Below are 15,574 nucleotides of genomic sequence, written 5' to 3'. Positions count from 1 at the left end.
GGTAGGGCGGCAATTTGCCGCCTTTTTTTGAATATAGACCTATTATCAGCGATCACCTCATTCAATTTATGATAAATAAAAGATAAAATAGGGAAGTGATTTACCTATTTTATCCGATGTTGTCCTTCTGCAACTGCGGACCTAGTTCCTTGGCAATATCGACCATAGCCTTAACAGTGTTCAGTGGACCGCCCGGTGGTATCTCACATCCGGTAGACAGTACGTACTTGGACTGCATACCATTCTCTTTGAGTACTGGAAGGACGCCCTCAAGCAATTCCTTTGTATCATCCTTGATTTTCTGTACTCCGCCAGCTGAATGATCCATGAAGTCGACCGGATTGATCTCACCCATCATGCAACAGGTGTCACCATACTTTGGGATCAGGTCTGCATAGTTCTGGGAACCCTTACTTCTCAGTTTTGGGTAGTGTGCATAACTGAACAGTTGTGTGCCGAACTTTTTAATCTGTGTATCAAAGTGGACAGCATCAGCACAGTTGTGAATAATGTACGGCTGGTCATACTTCTTGAAAATGGGAACATGCTGATCATAAACGAACTTACCATCGAACTTCCAGTAGTCTTCTTCGCTCATGATGACATTATTGGACCAGAGATTGTCTATACACAGGGCATTACAGGCATTCTCCTCAAAGAAGAGCTCAGATACCTGGCAAATATAGTCCGTACATTTCTGCACCGCTTCAAGCACGACATCCGGATGCGTTTTCATGTCCATGAGCACACGGTCCGCACCCATCAGCTGGGTGAGAGTAAGAAGTGGTCCTTCGTGGAAACCGACAAAAGGAGTCTTCAAGTCCTTGTTCAGTTTTTCTGTTGCCATCTTCGATGCCATTACAAGCTCATACGCACGGGTTCCCTCTTTGACCTCAGGTACTTCAATATCCTCGTAAATCTTGAGGTGGCCTTCTGAGGAAGGAGTGTCATCTTCAGGATACTTTATCTTACATCCAAAGTCTGCTGATGTTGCAGAAAGATCGATGAGACCAACAAACATATCAGTGTCCAAATATTTGGATCCAAGGAAAGCACTCTCTACAAATGCATTTGGGTCGGTTGCGTACTGTTTGTAATTTTGTTCGGCAAACTTTCTATAGATGCCACAGGCAAGTGGATATACAGGTAGACGATCCACTTTTTTGTCTCCCATAGAAGCTAATGTCCTGTCCATATGAGACATTTGCTCTTTTGACTTGACACCTACCTTTTCAAATTCCTCAATAATCTCTTTGGCAGTATCAAGTCCGATATCAGTCTTACCTTTTACCTTTTTCTTAGATAGGATCTCCCTGTACTTTACTTTACCAAGGTTGATCTTCTCCTCACTCCATCTGATCTGATTTGGATCAAGTTCCTTTACACTTTCATTTGCCCATTCACTTGCATGCAGGGCGTCTGCATGGGTTGAGTCGGCACCAATCGCATGTGCAAACTCTTCTGATACAGGAGCTCCACCAACCATAATTCGGAGGGAGTCTCTCACACCTTCTTCCTGAAGCATCTCAATGACCTTTTCCATATTAGTCATGGTAGTGGTCATCAGAGCGCTCATGGAAATAAGATCTGCTTTTTGTTCTTTAGCAACTTCAATAAATCTCTCTACCGGTACATCAGCACCCAGGTCTATCATATTGAAACCTGAAGCAGATAGCATTGTTTTGACAAGATTCTTGCCAATGTCATGCACATCTCCCTCGATACTACCTATTACGCCCACAGCTGCTTTTTCAGTATCATTTGTCTGGATCTGAGGGCTCAGAATCTCCATACCGGCATACATTGCACTGGATGCGATCAACAGGTTTGGGACAAATGCTTCTCCTTTTTCATATTTGTCACTGATTATCATCATCCCTTTAGCCAGGCCATCTACGATCGCCTCGTAAGGGTCCAGTCCTTTATCTAGAACTTCCTGTGAAAGTTCTTCTGCGAGATCGTCATCTCCTTCAATTACAGCTTCCGCTAACTTGTTAAGAATGGCAAGTTCCATAATCTACCTCCTAAGTTTTTCTTTTGTGTCAACAGCAGTTTATTTTTGTCTCTTGACATTGCAAGTTACGAAACAAAAGTATATAACATAACCGAGAGTTATTTGTTAGCGCTGTTAATATTATTAATGCTTGCAAATGGGTTAATTGTTATAATTATATTGATGAATACAATGTTGTTAGTGAGTTTAACAAGATTAAGATAAACAATCGGATTAACGTCGTTAATCAGATTAATGACTAAATTGGATAGTTACAAATTTTATTAAAAGTAGGAATTTATGTAGATGTTCCAAAATAATAGGGAAACGTGTTATGCATGCTCTACAAATGACGAGTTTTTGCAAAATGTTGAATTAGATTTGAAATACTCAAAAAGATCTTTACCCCAGTCAAGGGACTTTTGATTAAAGCTCATCATTGCATGATTATGGTACATGCCATTTTTAAAGAAAAGCGAGATGGATAGTGATTTATCAGTGACGATACAGGAAGCCAGGCCAATTGTATCAGGATGAACATATATATCAACGTTTTCCGCTTCAAAAAATTCTTCCAATACAGAACTATATTCATTCTTGAGACGTTCGAAAACAGGTGCAGATATGATAAGTGATATATTAACACCTTTTCTTGCCAGTTCAAGATATTTAGAGGGGTATGCAGGACTAAAATAGGCCGATACTTCCAATATGTACTCTGCTTTTTCAAGATTTGTCTCCAATTTGATAGGCAATTCATACATTCGATTAAGATCCGGCTCTATAAGTTCACATTCTCCAAGTTCTTCCACCCTGTCCTGTAAATAGGTAGGTATAGAATTGAACTTATGATTCTCCCAATATTCCAAATTGTCAGAGTAAACCTTGAGTGTATTGACAAGAGGGACCATTTTTCTGACGATGACCTCTCCGAAAAGCGAAAGCCTATAAAAGTCATTATCATAGATGATCAGACCCTGATCTATCAGAACCTTTATTTGAGTCATCATAGCACTTGTCGTGACATTAAGCGTGTTTTTGATTTCCTCAATGTTCATAGGCCCTTTTATTAACAATAGCAGCAGATCCATTCTTTTTTCGGAGAGAAAGATCGTTCCTAAAAGCGAAAGTTTTATGTGATCACCTCATATCGCGATATTATACTATTTTAACTACAATTCAAATATTTCATTTATGAGGGTTTAAATGCTATTTTGATTATCACTCCATTTTGGAATTTTTACATGAAAAGAACTGCCCTGACCAAGTTCGCTTTCTATCCAGATATTTCCATGATGTGCAAGCACGATTTCCTTGCATATATAAAGACTTGATTCAAGACCCTGATACATCCTTGTTACTGAGTCATCTATCTGATACATTTTATAGAAAAGATGAGGAATGAGATCTTTATCTATACCAGTCCCACTGTCAGTTACAGTTATATTGAGACATTTTTCTTCCTCATGAACTTCTACTTTTATAGTATTACCTTTAGGAGTAACATTTATAGCATTATGAATCAGATATGTACACATATCTTTCAATTTTTCTTTGTCACCTTTTACTAATGAGAGCCCGGGCGATATATTTTTGTCAAGTTCCAGTTCTTTTCCTTCTATCAGCAGGATTGAATTAAGAATTGCATCTTCTAAGACATTCCCGATATTTACTGGTGCAAACGAGTATTCTATCCTGCCAGCTTGCTGCATGCTGCTGAAAAGAATGGCATCTATCAGACGCTTTAATCTTTCAGAGCTATTCAGAAGTACAGATATGGCTTCTTTTTGCGAATTATCCAGCAGGCTAAGTGTTTCATCATCAAGTACATTATATCCGTGCAAAATATCATGGCCTTTTTCCAGATTGTCCTCAAGGAATTCTTCTTTCATCATGTTGACAGATCTAAGATTCGTGTTTGCCTTTGATAGCTCTTCTGAGTATTTGCTAAGCGCATTTATTAACTGTTTGCTCTGAATGATCTTCCACATTCCCTGCATTAAAAGTGTGAGCTGGCGCACATCCGATTCATTGTATTCTTCTTCCTTATTCCCAACGCCCACAACTGCAACAATGTGATCTCCGTCAAATATCGGGACATTCATATGTCTTGTCAATTCAACGTGCCCTTCTGGATATCCTTTTTTCAAGGTGCTTGAAGCTGAATAATCATTTGTGATAATTGCCTTCCTCCGCCTCACAGCTTCACCCCATAGTCCAGTGGTCTTTATTGGATAAATAAACTTTTTATCACTTATACCACATTCACTCATAGCAGAGTTGGACCACGAATGCATGATTAGATCAGTTTCGTCAGCGTTCGTGAATGCAAGATATCCAAGTTTACTTTCAGTAAGGCGAACAGCCTCTTCTTTGACAAATTCCGATATCTCATCTAAAGAAGCAGTTGTCATTTCATTGAGCTTGATCAGCGCCTCCAGACGCAGTTCATTCAAATGTTCTGCCTTTTCAGCTTTTTTACGCTCAGTTATATCACGTGCTACTGACAAGATGGTTTTCTTTCCATTATAATCGATCATTCTTGCATTTATTTCCAGAGGGATTACAGAACCATCCTTGCGGATGGCTGCAGCTTCATACATTGCCTTATGATCCCTTTCGATCATTTTGATCAGTTCACAGGCACGCTGTATGTACCAGGAAGGTACAATATCCATAGGTGATGATTTTAGAATATACTCTTTTGAATATCCAAGATCGTCAACAACAACCTGGTTAACATCAATTAGATTTCCGTTCAGTTCACTTACATATATCTGGTCGTTGATGTTATTGAAGATCGTTTTGAACTTATGCTCGGATTCCTTGAATGTTTCGTTAACTATCCTGTGTTCGATCTCGATGGCTGCCAGATCTGCATTTGCTTTAAGATACTCGAAACATGTCTTCTTTGGCCTGTTCGGGAAATTGAAATACATCAGGAAAACACCAAGTATCTCCCCTGTAGAAGCAATTATTGGTTCGGCCCAGCTGGCCTTGATATCTGCCTTCTTTGCAACTTCACGGTGTAGTGCCCAATAGGGGTGCTCCTCTATATTATCAACGATAACCCCTTCTCCCATATAGAGTGCCGTGCCAGATGAACAAACTCCGTACTCGATCTCAAGACCTTCCATCGCCTCCTTGAAGGACAGGGGAAGGTTAGGTGCAATGATGCGTGATATATGCTGCTTCTCCTTGTCAAGTAACATAACAGCGCATGTAAGGCCGGAGTGAACCTTTTCTGCATTGGTGACAAGAAGCCTCAGGCCATCCTCGAGAGAAATATCAGTAAGTGACTTTCCGTTACTCGAGCTATATTGGCGGTCGATAATCTCATGATGTTTGCGTTCAGTGATATCCAGAATAGTACCTTCAAGATGCACACTTTTGTCATCATAGATTTTTATATGCATTCTATCTTCAACGTAGCGTATCTCATCAAACCGGGTTATAACCCTGTATTCCCGAACAAATTCACTTAGTTGTTTATCTAGATATTTAAAGGACTTTAAGACACCTTTACGATCATCAGGATGGATCAGATCAGAGTATTTAACTTCGCTTGAATAAAAGTCCTCAGGTGTATATCCGAATTGCCATATGTTATTGGACACGTATTTCACTGGAAAATCTTTTTCGACCTTTCTTGAAATTACAATAACAGGGCTATTATTGATTATTGATTCCATACTGATTTCTTGATGTGATTGTTCAGGCATATTTGTCCCAGTTGAAGTTCATTGCAAGTTCTTATTTACTCAAAAACTATTTTCCTATAAAAATCGCTTTATTTTTTTAAATGATTCTTTGTTGAGAGATTCATAAGATAACCATACGAAAATTATAGAATGACTCATTTTTATATTTGTTTTAATTCCTGCTAATACATTAATTTAACCTGCGATAGTAGTTAGGAGATACAAACACATTAAACCTATCTATGCATCCCTGTAAATTCCTGATACATTATATTTATGGTGTAAAAGAGTATATTGTAGACAAAACTTACAGCAAAAACAAATTTTAGCAAGACTTTTATCTGTATTAATAAATCTGGGTTTTCGTTGAAATCTCAATTCATTCTACAGATAAAACAGGTAGTTCCTTACTCATACCATATAAAATTTAATTTGCATATGTGCACTTTTTTATATGCAGTATACAAAAAAATTTGGTGCGGGGGGGATGCGATCCGAACGCACGAACTCTACGGGACAGGGGTCCTAAGGACTGTTAGATATTGCGTGTTTTATGATGTGCTGGAAAAAGCTATGAGTGAAGTTTTGAAACAGACTCATTGACAGAGGATTGTATTGAAGTTAGAGATGCAATGATACCTTTGATGGAGTGGACATTCAAAAAAGAAACACAAAAGAAGTATGAACATTAAATTTCTTTGTCAGGGAACAATATCAACTGGGTGCATGGATATTCAAGATGTGCTATGATAAAACACGAAATTTTTACAACCAAGTCAACTCTTACATAAACAAGAGTCTTGAATAGTACAAACCTACAATTATGAAAATAAGTGCTGTCAGTATTCTCATACCTCTCTCTATCGAATGGATTTTATTGACGAATTCTCCTACTCTAGATACAGAATACACCAGAAGCATCGAGAAAAACAATACAGGTAAAGCTGTTGCGATTGCAAATACCGAAGGGATGATTATTGGATCTCCTGCAGCCAGTGCGACAGGAATAAGCATGCCAAAGAACAACACAGCACTGAAAGGACAAAACGAAAGAGCAAAAATGAAACCAAGCAGAAAGCCACCTGCATATCCTTTTTCCCCTAGTTTTTCGCCCAGTGTACTGGTTACACCCCAGCCTTTGAAAGAAGGTAATCTGTCAGCCGTGATCATGAGTACTCCAAGAAGGAGAATAAACGGACCTAACAACAGTTCCCCGTTTTTCTGCAGGAGTAAGGCGATATTCTGGCTGTTCAGTCCTATCCAGAGGATAGATGATGCTACAAGCACATATGCTGTCATCCTTCCAAGTGTATAGATCATACCAACAGCCATTACGTGCCTTCCATGATCGATCTTTTTCGAGATATATGCTATTGCCGTTATTTTGGTTGTCAGAGGGCACGGACTCACAGCGGTCATCAGACCTATGAAGAATGCGGCAACCAACGGGATATCACTGGTCCCCATGGATTGCATAAAGGTCATAATATCGGTCATTCAAGACCTTCCAGCTTTTCGTCTACGACTTCACTTAAATATGACATATATTTGCCCCTGTCATTTATCAGATACCAGACATTCACATCCTGTTCAGCAGAAAAATCCTCTCCAGTATACGTGCCTATCCACAGTGAGGAATATGCTGCTCCGTATCTTTGAACAAGTTGCTTGTTCTCGGGGAGGTCGCTGTTCACATGCATGAAGACAAGTTTCCCGGATTCAAGGTCCTCAGCAAAATGGGTATTCACTGTTTCTTCAGCAAGAGCTCCTACTGCCTGGCAACTGTAACATTGATTTGTCCCATGAAAATGGATAACCTCGATGTGGGGAGCTGTTTCCAGTTTTTCATCAATGGCTGGTGCAGTATTCGATTCACTGTTCTCGACACAGCCAGATGAAAGCAGGATCAGGATAATCAGAATGAATAACACTCTTTTCATTTAGGCACCTTCATATTACATCACATGCAATTTCAAATGTTTTTGAAGCACTTATAATGTCAATACCACAGATATATAAGTATTTGCAGCTCAATATTAATACAAATGTACTCTAAAAAATAAAAAGTTCAAAAAATGGATTCTCAAATAAAGGGAGGAAATCTTCCATATTGAAGCAGAAATTTGTCCTTTAGCAGGCAACCTTCAGCTATATGGACTTCTTTCGCCTTTCAGGCAAGAGGTTCGAATTCGAATTTTGCTTTGTTACTTTTCATGATGCTGACCAGATGCAGCATTACAGGCACTTCGACCAGCACACCCACAACAGTTGCCAGCGTGGCTCCAGAACCTGCTCCAAACAGTATAAGAGCTACAGCCACTGCCAGCTCAAAGAAATTGCTGGCACCGATGAAAGTTGAGGGTGCAGCTTCACGGTAGGGTATTTTCAGTTTTCTGGCTCCAATGTAGGCTATGAAGAATATCAGGTACGTCTGAATGATCAGGGGTATGGCTATTAACACTATGTGCAGCGGATAGTTGATTATCTTATCTCCCTGGAATATAAATATGAGGATAAGTGTTATCAGCAGTCCTGCCGGGGTTACCCATTCGATCTTTCTGATGAGACTGTTCTCAAGCCAGGAAACCCCTTTTTTTTTTATTACTGTATGTCTTGTTATGACCGCAAGGGAAAGAGGGATCGCCACATAGAACAATACTGAAAAGAATATTGTCATTATGGGAACCGGAAAACTTGTTGTCACTCCTACAAGGAGTGCTCCCAGCGGGGCGAACAGTACCAGTATTAACAGGTCGTTCACAGAGACCTGCACAAGTGCGTAGTTGATATTACTTCTTGCCAGGTAGGTCCATACCAGGACCATGGCTGTACATGGCGCAAGCCCGAGAAGGATCATACCTGCAATATATTCTTCCTGCAGAACCGGTGGTATGAGATCTGCAAAAAGAACGCTCATGAAAAACCAGGCAGTAAATGTCATTGTGAAAGGTTTGATCGCCCAGTTGACAATAAGTGTCAATGTCAGAGGTTTTGAATTCTTCTTGACATTCAGTACCTCTTCGAAGTTTATCTTGAGCATTATCGGATACATCATTATCAGCAGAACAACTGCGATCGGGATTGAGACATTTGCAACCTCAATGCTGCTAAGATATTGTGCAAAGGAAGGGAACAAATATCCTATCAAAGTACCTAGCACAATACAGATAGCTACCCATATGGACAGGTATTTACTGAAAAAATCAAGTTCTCGCTCTTCTTCCATCACTATCACCTTTCATCTGCAGGAGCCAGCAATATAGGCTTCTTTGTTCTCCGGAGCAGACTCTCAGCAGTACTTCCCAGTAGTATATCCTTAAAAGAGCCTATCCCATGAGTTGTCATTGCTATGAGTGTAATATCCATTTCTTCCGCAAGCCTGTCAATTACTTCTGAAGCCTCGCCTTCGCCTATTATGTATTTGACCTCATGTTCATCCTCAAATTCTTTTCCCATTTCAGAGAGAAGAGACATACTTTCCTTTTTCTTGTCTTCGAGTTCATCATTGTTCTTTGCACTCTCTATCACATGTACAAATACTATCTCATGAATGATATCTTTCAGATGCCGGATCTCTTCCAGGATCTTCTTTGAATTCTCAGAGAAATCAACAGGAAGCATTATTTCCGAGAACTTTGCAGAACATGCTTTTCTATAGGTCTCTTCTTCAGTTTCCCTCAGTGTATCATATTTTTCAATGAGGATTATTTTTCCTGACTTGCGGGCTATGTATTCAGTTGTCCTGCCTGTTAGCCGACCCTTGATCAACCCTGAAGTGGTTGCGCCCATGACAATACAGTCTACATTTTCTTCATCTGCGATTCGGGCGATCGTCTTTTTGACATCCCCCTCAACTACGATCGTACTGGCATTGACTTGCATTTCTTCCAGCAACTGCCTGTATTCTTCTATCCTCTTGTTTGCATTCTCCTCGAACATGGGTGCAAGTCCCTGGGACTTGAAGATGTCCACAACGTGCAACAATATAACTTTCTCCAGCCCGGAGCTTTTAAGCTCACCTATGCAGGAAAGGAGCTCTTCGCTCTCAATGGTGAAATCCGTAGGTACAAGTATGGTCCTGATCATGCTATTCCCACTTTTATTTGAACTTAGATTAACTGGGATATTTTTGAATCATATTTTTTTGCATAACTCTACTTATAACATAGTATTTGTTTCAATTTGTTTCAGTTACATAATAAATTAACAGGCTTTTGATATAACGATAAATGTTTCATATCAAGAAGATTTGATGTGCAAAGTATATATGGCACAGTTCTCATCATAACTTTATGAGATGCTGTCCTGCTGATGAGAATATGAAAAAGGAATGGGAACAAAGCCTAGAAAAAGAGATTATCATAAACGAAAACGAAATAAACAAACTGTGTAATGTTTTCAAGGTGCTTAGCAACCCTATAAGGCTAAAGATCGCGTATTATCTTCTGGAACAGGATTATTGTGTTGGAGCATTGGTCCATGTAACAGGAGAAAAACAAAACCTTGTGTCCCATCACCTCTCAGTCATGAGACAGAGTGGAGTTGTCAGATCATTCAAAAGCTCAAGATACACATACTATCAATTGAACCCGGAAGTACGGCCTATGCTTGACAGAAAGAACCAGATCCACTCTTAGCTGCTTTCTTTGCGAATACAAAGGGATTTCTAACATATTCTATCTCGCCTACTCATCCCTTCCATGATTAACATAGATCAACGTTTACAGTTATTCTCCTCTTCTATTCCTTTAATACCATCATAGGATTTCCGACACCGACGACTGTAACCTTTGTTTCAAGGGGTGGATGGGACCAGTTGTCAGGCGAATGGGTCTTTCTGGAAACAGTTATCTTCGTGTCTTGCTCAAGTATACCGCATCTTTTTTCGTAGTCAAGGACAAGTTCCTTTCCTAGTTGGGTTGCAAATGCCACAGCATCTTCATATGCCTGGAAACGCTCCCTTCCAACAGGAGAGAACACGAGGAAATCCTCATCGGGATTTTGTATTGATGCAGGCACTATTGAGATCTCAATTCTCTTGACACCTTTTCCTGCCAGGGCGCCTACTGCATTGCCGACCTCTGCAAAATCCGGGACTATCACCTCTGCATCAATGACCGAGCGCAATTCATCAGCGTATGCTTTCACGGGTCCACCGAGCAATACAACAGGAATCTCCACCTTGAATTTTGCAGGATATGTACTGTTCAGCAGGTCCGCTATCATGTCCTGCGGATGATGAGGCAGGATAAAGGACATCAGGTCCGCAGCCATATTCTTTGCTACCTTCTCCCTCACGGACATACAGAAACCGTGTTTGTTTTCCCTCACATACCTTGAAAGGCTGACAGCACCCGTTTCTGCAGTGGAAGTATCCCATTCATTATACAGGCCAAGCACATGCAGGGCATCGGTGGGAGTAAAACCTATAGCCTGCAGTAGTCTTTTGTTCATCAGGGAATCCAGGATTTCCGAAGAAGGATGCCTTTTGAGGGACAGTGCCATCTCAGCTGTGGAAATCGGATCATCCCCTACAACTGACAGAATTGCCTTCTCCTGTTCGTTAAGACCTATGGCCTCATAATTCGTGGCCACGAAAAACTTTGCAGGCTGGTTGTTCTCGTCAAGCTGAGCTCTTGAGATTATCCTGCTCTTCTTCAGTTTATTACTGAATCCCGGATAGATGCTTGCCGCAACACATAGAGGGATCACCCTCCTGGGACCTATACAGATCATTTCATCCTTTACCCAGACATGACTGTCTCCTCCGGTTGCCGAAGTTTCCATTTTCATTGCCCTGACCCTTGTTTTCCAGCCGCCGACAACGGCTCCGGAAGAACTTATCTCAGGCACACCCTGGTGAAGCATGGATACATCCGTACTGGTTCCACCAACATCAATAACTGCACATGTTTCTATCTTTGAAAGATACGAAGCACCAAGCAGGCTTGCTGCAGGTCCTGAGAAAATAGTCTCGATGGGTCTTTCCATGGCATCCTCGATGTTATACACAGAACCGTCACATTTGAGCATGAGCATCTTGGCTTCAATTCCCCGGCTTTTGACATCTTTCACTACGGAACTCACGAAATGGTATGTGATAGGTATGAGTTGTGCATTCAGGACAGCAGTAACAGCTCTTTCATATGCACCGAGTTCCTGGGAAAGTTCATGCCCGCAGACCACAGGCATTCCTGTAATCTCTGTTATGACCTTTTTTACCTTCAGTTCATGTTCCGGATTGCGTGCTCCAAAGTATGCGGATACCGCAAATGCCGATACTGACTCCTTTGTCTGTTTTGCATAGTCCCTGACCGAATCCAGGTCAAGGGGGTATTCTTCGTCACCACGGGTGTCATGCCCCCCGGATATCCACTTAACATACTTTGTGGGCAGGTCCTTTTCAACGATGTGTTCTCCCACAAGTATGAGGCCTACAGGTGCACCCGTACCCTCTAGTAAGGAGTTGGTGGAAAGTGTTGTAGAAACGGAAACAAGGTTCACATCTTTCAGAAAATCCTGGTCAAGAGAATCAAGTACCTTTCTTATCCCCCTCTGAAGATCCGGGTATGTGGTAAAGGCCTTTTTTGAATCAACAACCGCTCCGTCAGAACCCTGTATGAGCACAGCATCCGTATACGTTCCACCTGCATCAATCCCAAGTCCATAGTGCATTTTTTGTCACCTTTTGCTATTTCAAATTATTTTGTAAATACTGGGATATATACCTAAGCAATTGTTCTTACTGTCTGAAGTAGGATATTTTACTAATGGATGTTGTTTCAGAATACATAGACTTTATTTTTCTCATCCATTATGTCTTCTATCATCCGGTCATAGAAATCGATAAGTGTTATCACAATCCCTTCAATCTGCACGCCTCTTGCTTTCTGGTCCTCTTTACAGACTAAGATTTTCTTCGGTGGAAGTTTTTGAACGGATGGGCATAACAGATTGTAGACTCCATCTCCGGTCAGATAAAGGACCACATTCTCTGACTGTGTTATCAGTCTCCAGCAAAGCCTGGTCCGAACATGATCTGGAGATTTGGTAAGCAAGAATACATCCTTCAGGATCCCTCCGTTTTCATATGATCGCTTTTTCTGGTGTACTTTGCTCATTATCATACCTCACAGGAATAATACCACATCATGTATCAGGGTCTCTTCAAGGAACCTGCCCTCATCCATTAACTCTATTCTCTCTATAAGGCCCGGGTCAGCAGTCCTCGCTCCATTATTGAGGGCTCATGGGCCAGAACTCGTATCTCCGGATAGGCATAGATGATATCTGAAAGGTTAGGGATTACAGGTGTCCTGCCAGTGCAAGGTAAACACCGTCTGCATACAAACCCACTGTAATGTCCATATTGATACTCACTACAGCTGCATTGAGCAGACCGAAAGCTTTCTCATTTCCATAAGGAGCACAGTCCAGCATATAGAAAACCGATTTCATCCTGACAGTGACACCACCTTGTCGCTCTCTTTTATCATTTCTGCCAGCCTGTAAAGGCTTGTGATCTCAATTCCGCAGATATAGTCTTTACTGGTACCATTCCCTGGTGCATATCCACGCGCTGTAGCACATCGTGAACAGGCTTCCACCTGCGCTCCCAACATCACAAGCTCGCCGAAAAACTCGCCTGAGCTGGAAAAGAACGCGGGGTCCTGATTTTTTTTGGAATATGTACTGCATCAAGGTAGAGAAAGATATTCACCTTATGCTGTTGTTTCAAAGCAGATCTTGCGGTCTTGTATCCCATCTCTGCATACTCGGATATATAAGGCCCGTCCGTGAGTATGACCGTCAGTGTCTTCACTGCGCTGTCTTTCATAGGTATTCCATGAGAGCCTTAAGATGCTCCAGATTGATGGCATATTTATGCTCAAGTAGCGATGTGCACCTATTCAGTGTTGTTTCTTTACCACCAGTCGTATTGCAAAAGAGTAACAGCTCTGCTCGCTGCAGATACGGCAGTTTGTTCCGGGAAGATATTTGTATATCATTGTGGTCCACTCTTACCTTCTCACGGGGGCTGGTGTTATTCCTTTTTCGATGGCACCATTGCTAGTGTCATGTCACATCTAGAATGCCGTAATGTATATGCATGATGTTGTATATATCTTATGTATGCAGAGAAAATTTATTGTCACACTGACTAAAGAAGAAAGAAATGAGTTGGAATCAATAATTTCAAAAGGAAAGCATAAATCGCAAAAATACCAAAACGCCTTAATTCTATTGAATTGCGATGAAGGAGAGTTTCAGAAGAAAAAACATACCAATGAAGTGATTTCAAGTGTTCTTAATATTAGTATGAGAAAGATAGATCGTATTAAAAAGAGATTCGTTGAAGACGGTTTGAATGTTGCTTTAAATGGTAAAGAAAATGAAAGGATCTATCAAAAGAAAATTGATGGAGATCTGGAAGCTCATATTATTGCACTTAGCTGTTCTGAACCACCAAAAGGTCATAGTCAATGGTCACTTAGGTTGTTAGCTGATAAGGTTGTAGAATTAGAGTACATAGATAACATTTCATATGAATCTATAAGACGTGTTTTAAAAAAACGAACTTAAACCCTGGAAAAGAATAGGTTGGGTAATTCCTCCCGAACAAAATAGCTCCTTTGTGGCTCAGATGGAAATGGTGTTAGATGTCTATAAGCGTAATTATTCGGCTTCAAATCCCGTCATTTGTATGGATGAATCACCTAAACAATTGATATCTGAAACAAGAGCAAATATTCCAAGTTCACATGGAAAAGCTTCCAGACATGATTATGAATATCGACGTGAAGGTGTTTGTAACATCTTCGTAGCTTGTGAACCCCTGACAGGAAAAAGAATCGTGGAAATAACTGAACGTAAAACAAAGAAAGATTGGGCGTTTTTTATAGAAAAAATTGCGAAAATGTATGATTACTCTGAAAAAATCACATTGATCATGGATAACTACAATACTCATACTCTAGGCTCATTTTATGAGACGTTTATTCCTGAAAAAGCTAAAAGCCTTCTCGATAAATTTGAATTTATATTCACTCCCAAACATGGAAGTTGGCTAAACATGGCAGAAATTGAGTTAAATGTGCTAAATAAACAATGCTTGAATCGTAGAATTGGAGATAGAAAAATTCTTGTTGAGGAAGTTAACGCATGGGTTAATTACAGGAATAATCTCGATAGCAAAATTAATTGGCGGTTTACAACATCAGATGCAAGAATTAAATTAAAACGTCTTTATCCGACAATTGAAATGTGACATGACACTAGTCTTCTTTTCTTCTTTATATCATCAAGTATCTGCTCCGCCTCATTAGCACTTGATATCATGGTCATGGTCACATTACCGGTGGAATATGCAGTCGTCATGATATTTCCTTTTTGGATAATCAATACTCCAAGCTTCTCTGAATATCTGGCTCTCGGGAAAAGTGGTTCCAGCAGCTTGAGTGCTCCGCCAAGTGGCGGCTCCAGCCGGGCGATGACCCTGTACTTGCTTTTATCAGCAATGCATGGAAGAAGCTGCCTGATTTCCACTATATCTACGGGTTTAGTTCCCGAAAGATCATTTTTTGAATCAACAGACTTTTCTTCTTTGGATTCCAGCAGGTTCTTTCCAAAATCAGTAAGATCCAGCAATTCATTATTGTTAACTATCAATTCTGCTTGTTGCAGTATCTGTAAATGGTAGTCCAGCATTGTCTGTCCAATGACCTTGCAAATCTCTTCCCTGGTCCTGCTTTCCTCTTTCAGCAAGCTCATTATCTTTCTTCTGATGGCGTTTGACATGGCATTGCTGACCAGTTTAATCTCTTCAGGAGATCCGGGCACTTTTATCACCTATTATTGATATGTATTATTTTCCTATGCA

16 protein-coding genes are annotated in these 15,574 nt (G+C 40.5%); 2 read left to right on the top strand and 14 right to left on the bottom strand.

Going from position 1 to position 15,574, the window contains the following annotated elements; translation table 11 throughout:
- Nucleotides 1-109: 109 nt before the first annotated feature.
- The 7 genes from CUN85_RS04100 to CUN85_RS04070 all read right to left on the bottom strand — a co-directional run bounded on the left by CUN85_RS04100 (nucleotide 110) and on the right by CUN85_RS04070 (nucleotide 9,780).
- Nucleotides 110-2,014, bottom strand: coding sequence for a methyltransferase cognate corrinoid protein (locus tag CUN85_RS04100; RefSeq protein ID WP_135389047.1), 1,905 nt, complete (start codon nucleotides 2,012-2,014; stop codon nucleotides 110-112).
- Between the two features lie 311 nt (nucleotides 2,015-2,325).
- Nucleotides 2,326-3,084 (bottom strand): helix-turn-helix transcriptional regulator, encoded by a 759-nt coding sequence (locus CUN85_RS04095; protein ID WP_268921584.1) that lies wholly within the window; start codon nucleotides 3,082-3,084, stop codon nucleotides 2,326-2,328.
- Nucleotides 3,085-3,195: 111 nt separating this feature from the next.
- Nucleotides 3,196-5,685, bottom strand: coding sequence for a GAF domain-containing protein (locus CUN85_RS04090; protein ID WP_235856187.1), 2,490 nt, complete (start codon nucleotides 5,683-5,685; stop codon nucleotides 3,196-3,198).
- 792 nt (nucleotides 5,686-6,477) lie between these two features.
- Nucleotides 6,478-7,191 (bottom strand): aromatic aminobenezylarsenical efflux permease ArsG family transporter, encoded by a 714-nt coding sequence (locus CUN85_RS04085; RefSeq protein ID WP_135389044.1) that lies wholly within the window; start codon nucleotides 7,189-7,191, stop codon nucleotides 6,478-6,480.
- Complete coding sequence (locus tag CUN85_RS04080; RefSeq protein ID WP_135389043.1) at nucleotides 7,188-7,634, bottom strand: nitrophenyl compound nitroreductase subunit ArsF family protein; 447 nt, start codon at nucleotides 7,632-7,634, stop codon at nucleotides 7,188-7,190. The genes CUN85_RS04085 and CUN85_RS04080 overlap by 4 nt, the downstream gene beginning before the upstream one ends.
- A 230-nt stretch (nucleotides 7,635-7,864) precedes the next feature.
- Nucleotides 7,865-8,920, bottom strand: coding sequence for an ACR3 family arsenite efflux transporter (gene arsB / locus CUN85_RS04075; RefSeq protein ID WP_135389042.1), 1,056 nt, complete (start codon nucleotides 8,918-8,920; stop codon nucleotides 7,865-7,867).
- Nucleotides 8,921-8,925: 5 nt separating this feature from the next.
- Nucleotides 8,926-9,780, bottom strand: a complete 855-nt coding sequence (locus CUN85_RS04070) for a universal stress protein (RefSeq protein WP_135389041.1) — start codon at nucleotides 9,778-9,780, stop codon at nucleotides 8,926-8,928.
- A gap of 206 nt (nucleotides 9,781-9,986) precedes the next feature.
- Between CUN85_RS04070 and CUN85_RS04065 the strand changes: the two genes are divergently transcribed.
- A complete protein-coding gene (locus CUN85_RS04065; protein ID WP_235856186.1) occupies nucleotides 9,987-10,331 on the top strand; it encodes an ArsR/SmtB family transcription factor in 345 nt (114 codons plus the stop codon).
- Nucleotides 10,332-10,434: 103 nt separating this feature from the next.
- Here CUN85_RS04065 and CUN85_RS04060 read toward each other — a convergent pair whose 3' ends face one another.
- From CUN85_RS04060 to CUN85_RS13280, 6 genes are all read right to left on the bottom strand, one after another.
- Nucleotides 10,435-12,369, bottom strand: a complete 1,935-nt coding sequence (locus CUN85_RS04060) for a hydantoinase/oxoprolinase N-terminal domain-containing protein (RefSeq protein ID WP_135389040.1) — start codon at nucleotides 12,367-12,369, stop codon at nucleotides 10,435-10,437.
- Nucleotides 12,370-12,476: 107 nt separating this feature from the next.
- Entirely contained in the window at nucleotides 12,477-12,815 is a 339-nt protein-coding gene (locus CUN85_RS04055; RefSeq protein ID WP_167848782.1) for a DsrH/TusB family sulfur metabolism protein, read from the bottom strand.
- Nucleotides 12,816-12,999: 184 nt separating this feature from the next.
- Complete coding sequence (locus CUN85_RS13285; protein WP_235856185.1) at nucleotides 13,000-13,152, bottom strand: hypothetical protein; 153 nt, start codon at nucleotides 13,150-13,152, stop codon at nucleotides 13,000-13,002.
- A complete protein-coding gene (locus CUN85_RS13490; RefSeq protein WP_268921582.1) occupies nucleotides 13,149-13,316 on the bottom strand; it encodes a DsrE family protein in 168 nt (55 codons plus the stop codon). The genes CUN85_RS13285 and CUN85_RS13490 overlap by 4 nt, the downstream gene beginning before the upstream one ends.
- Nucleotides 13,316-13,531 carry a DsrE family protein gene (locus tag CUN85_RS13485; protein ID WP_268921581.1) on the bottom strand — a complete coding sequence of 72 codons (216 nt, stop codon included), beginning with the start codon at nucleotides 13,529-13,531 and terminating at the stop codon, nucleotides 13,316-13,318. The genes CUN85_RS13490 and CUN85_RS13485 overlap by 1 nt, the downstream gene beginning before the upstream one ends.
- A gap of 73 nt (nucleotides 13,532-13,604) precedes the next feature.
- Nucleotides 13,605-13,703, bottom strand: coding sequence for a (Fe-S)-binding protein (locus CUN85_RS13280; RefSeq protein ID WP_235856184.1), 99 nt, complete (start codon nucleotides 13,701-13,703; stop codon nucleotides 13,605-13,607).
- A 124-nt stretch (nucleotides 13,704-13,827) separates the two neighbouring features.
- Between CUN85_RS13280 and CUN85_RS04035 the strand changes: the two genes are divergently transcribed.
- Nucleotides 13,828-14,962 (top strand): IS630 family transposase gene (locus CUN85_RS04035; protein WP_135389038.1). Its coding sequence is split into 2 segments (ribosomal slippage): nucleotides 13,828-14,273 and nucleotides 14,272-14,962, totalling 1,137 coding nucleotides; the frame shifts between segments, so codons are not numbered across the junction.
- On the opposite strand, the gene CUN85_RS04030 is transcribed toward CUN85_RS04035, so the two are convergent.
- Nucleotides 14,941-15,534, bottom strand: coding sequence for a helix-turn-helix domain-containing protein (locus CUN85_RS04030; RefSeq protein ID WP_135389037.1), 594 nt, complete (start codon nucleotides 15,532-15,534; stop codon nucleotides 14,941-14,943). The genes CUN85_RS04035 and CUN85_RS04030 overlap by 22 nt on opposite strands.
- Nucleotides 15,535-15,574: the final 40 nt, after the last annotated feature.

The sequence above is a fragment of the Methanolobus halotolerans genome (assembly GCF_004745425.1).
Lineage (GTDB): Archaea > Halobacteriota > Methanosarcinia > Methanosarcinales > Methanosarcinaceae > Methanolobus > Methanolobus halotolerans.
This window is presented reverse-complemented; position numbering and strand designations above follow the sequence as displayed.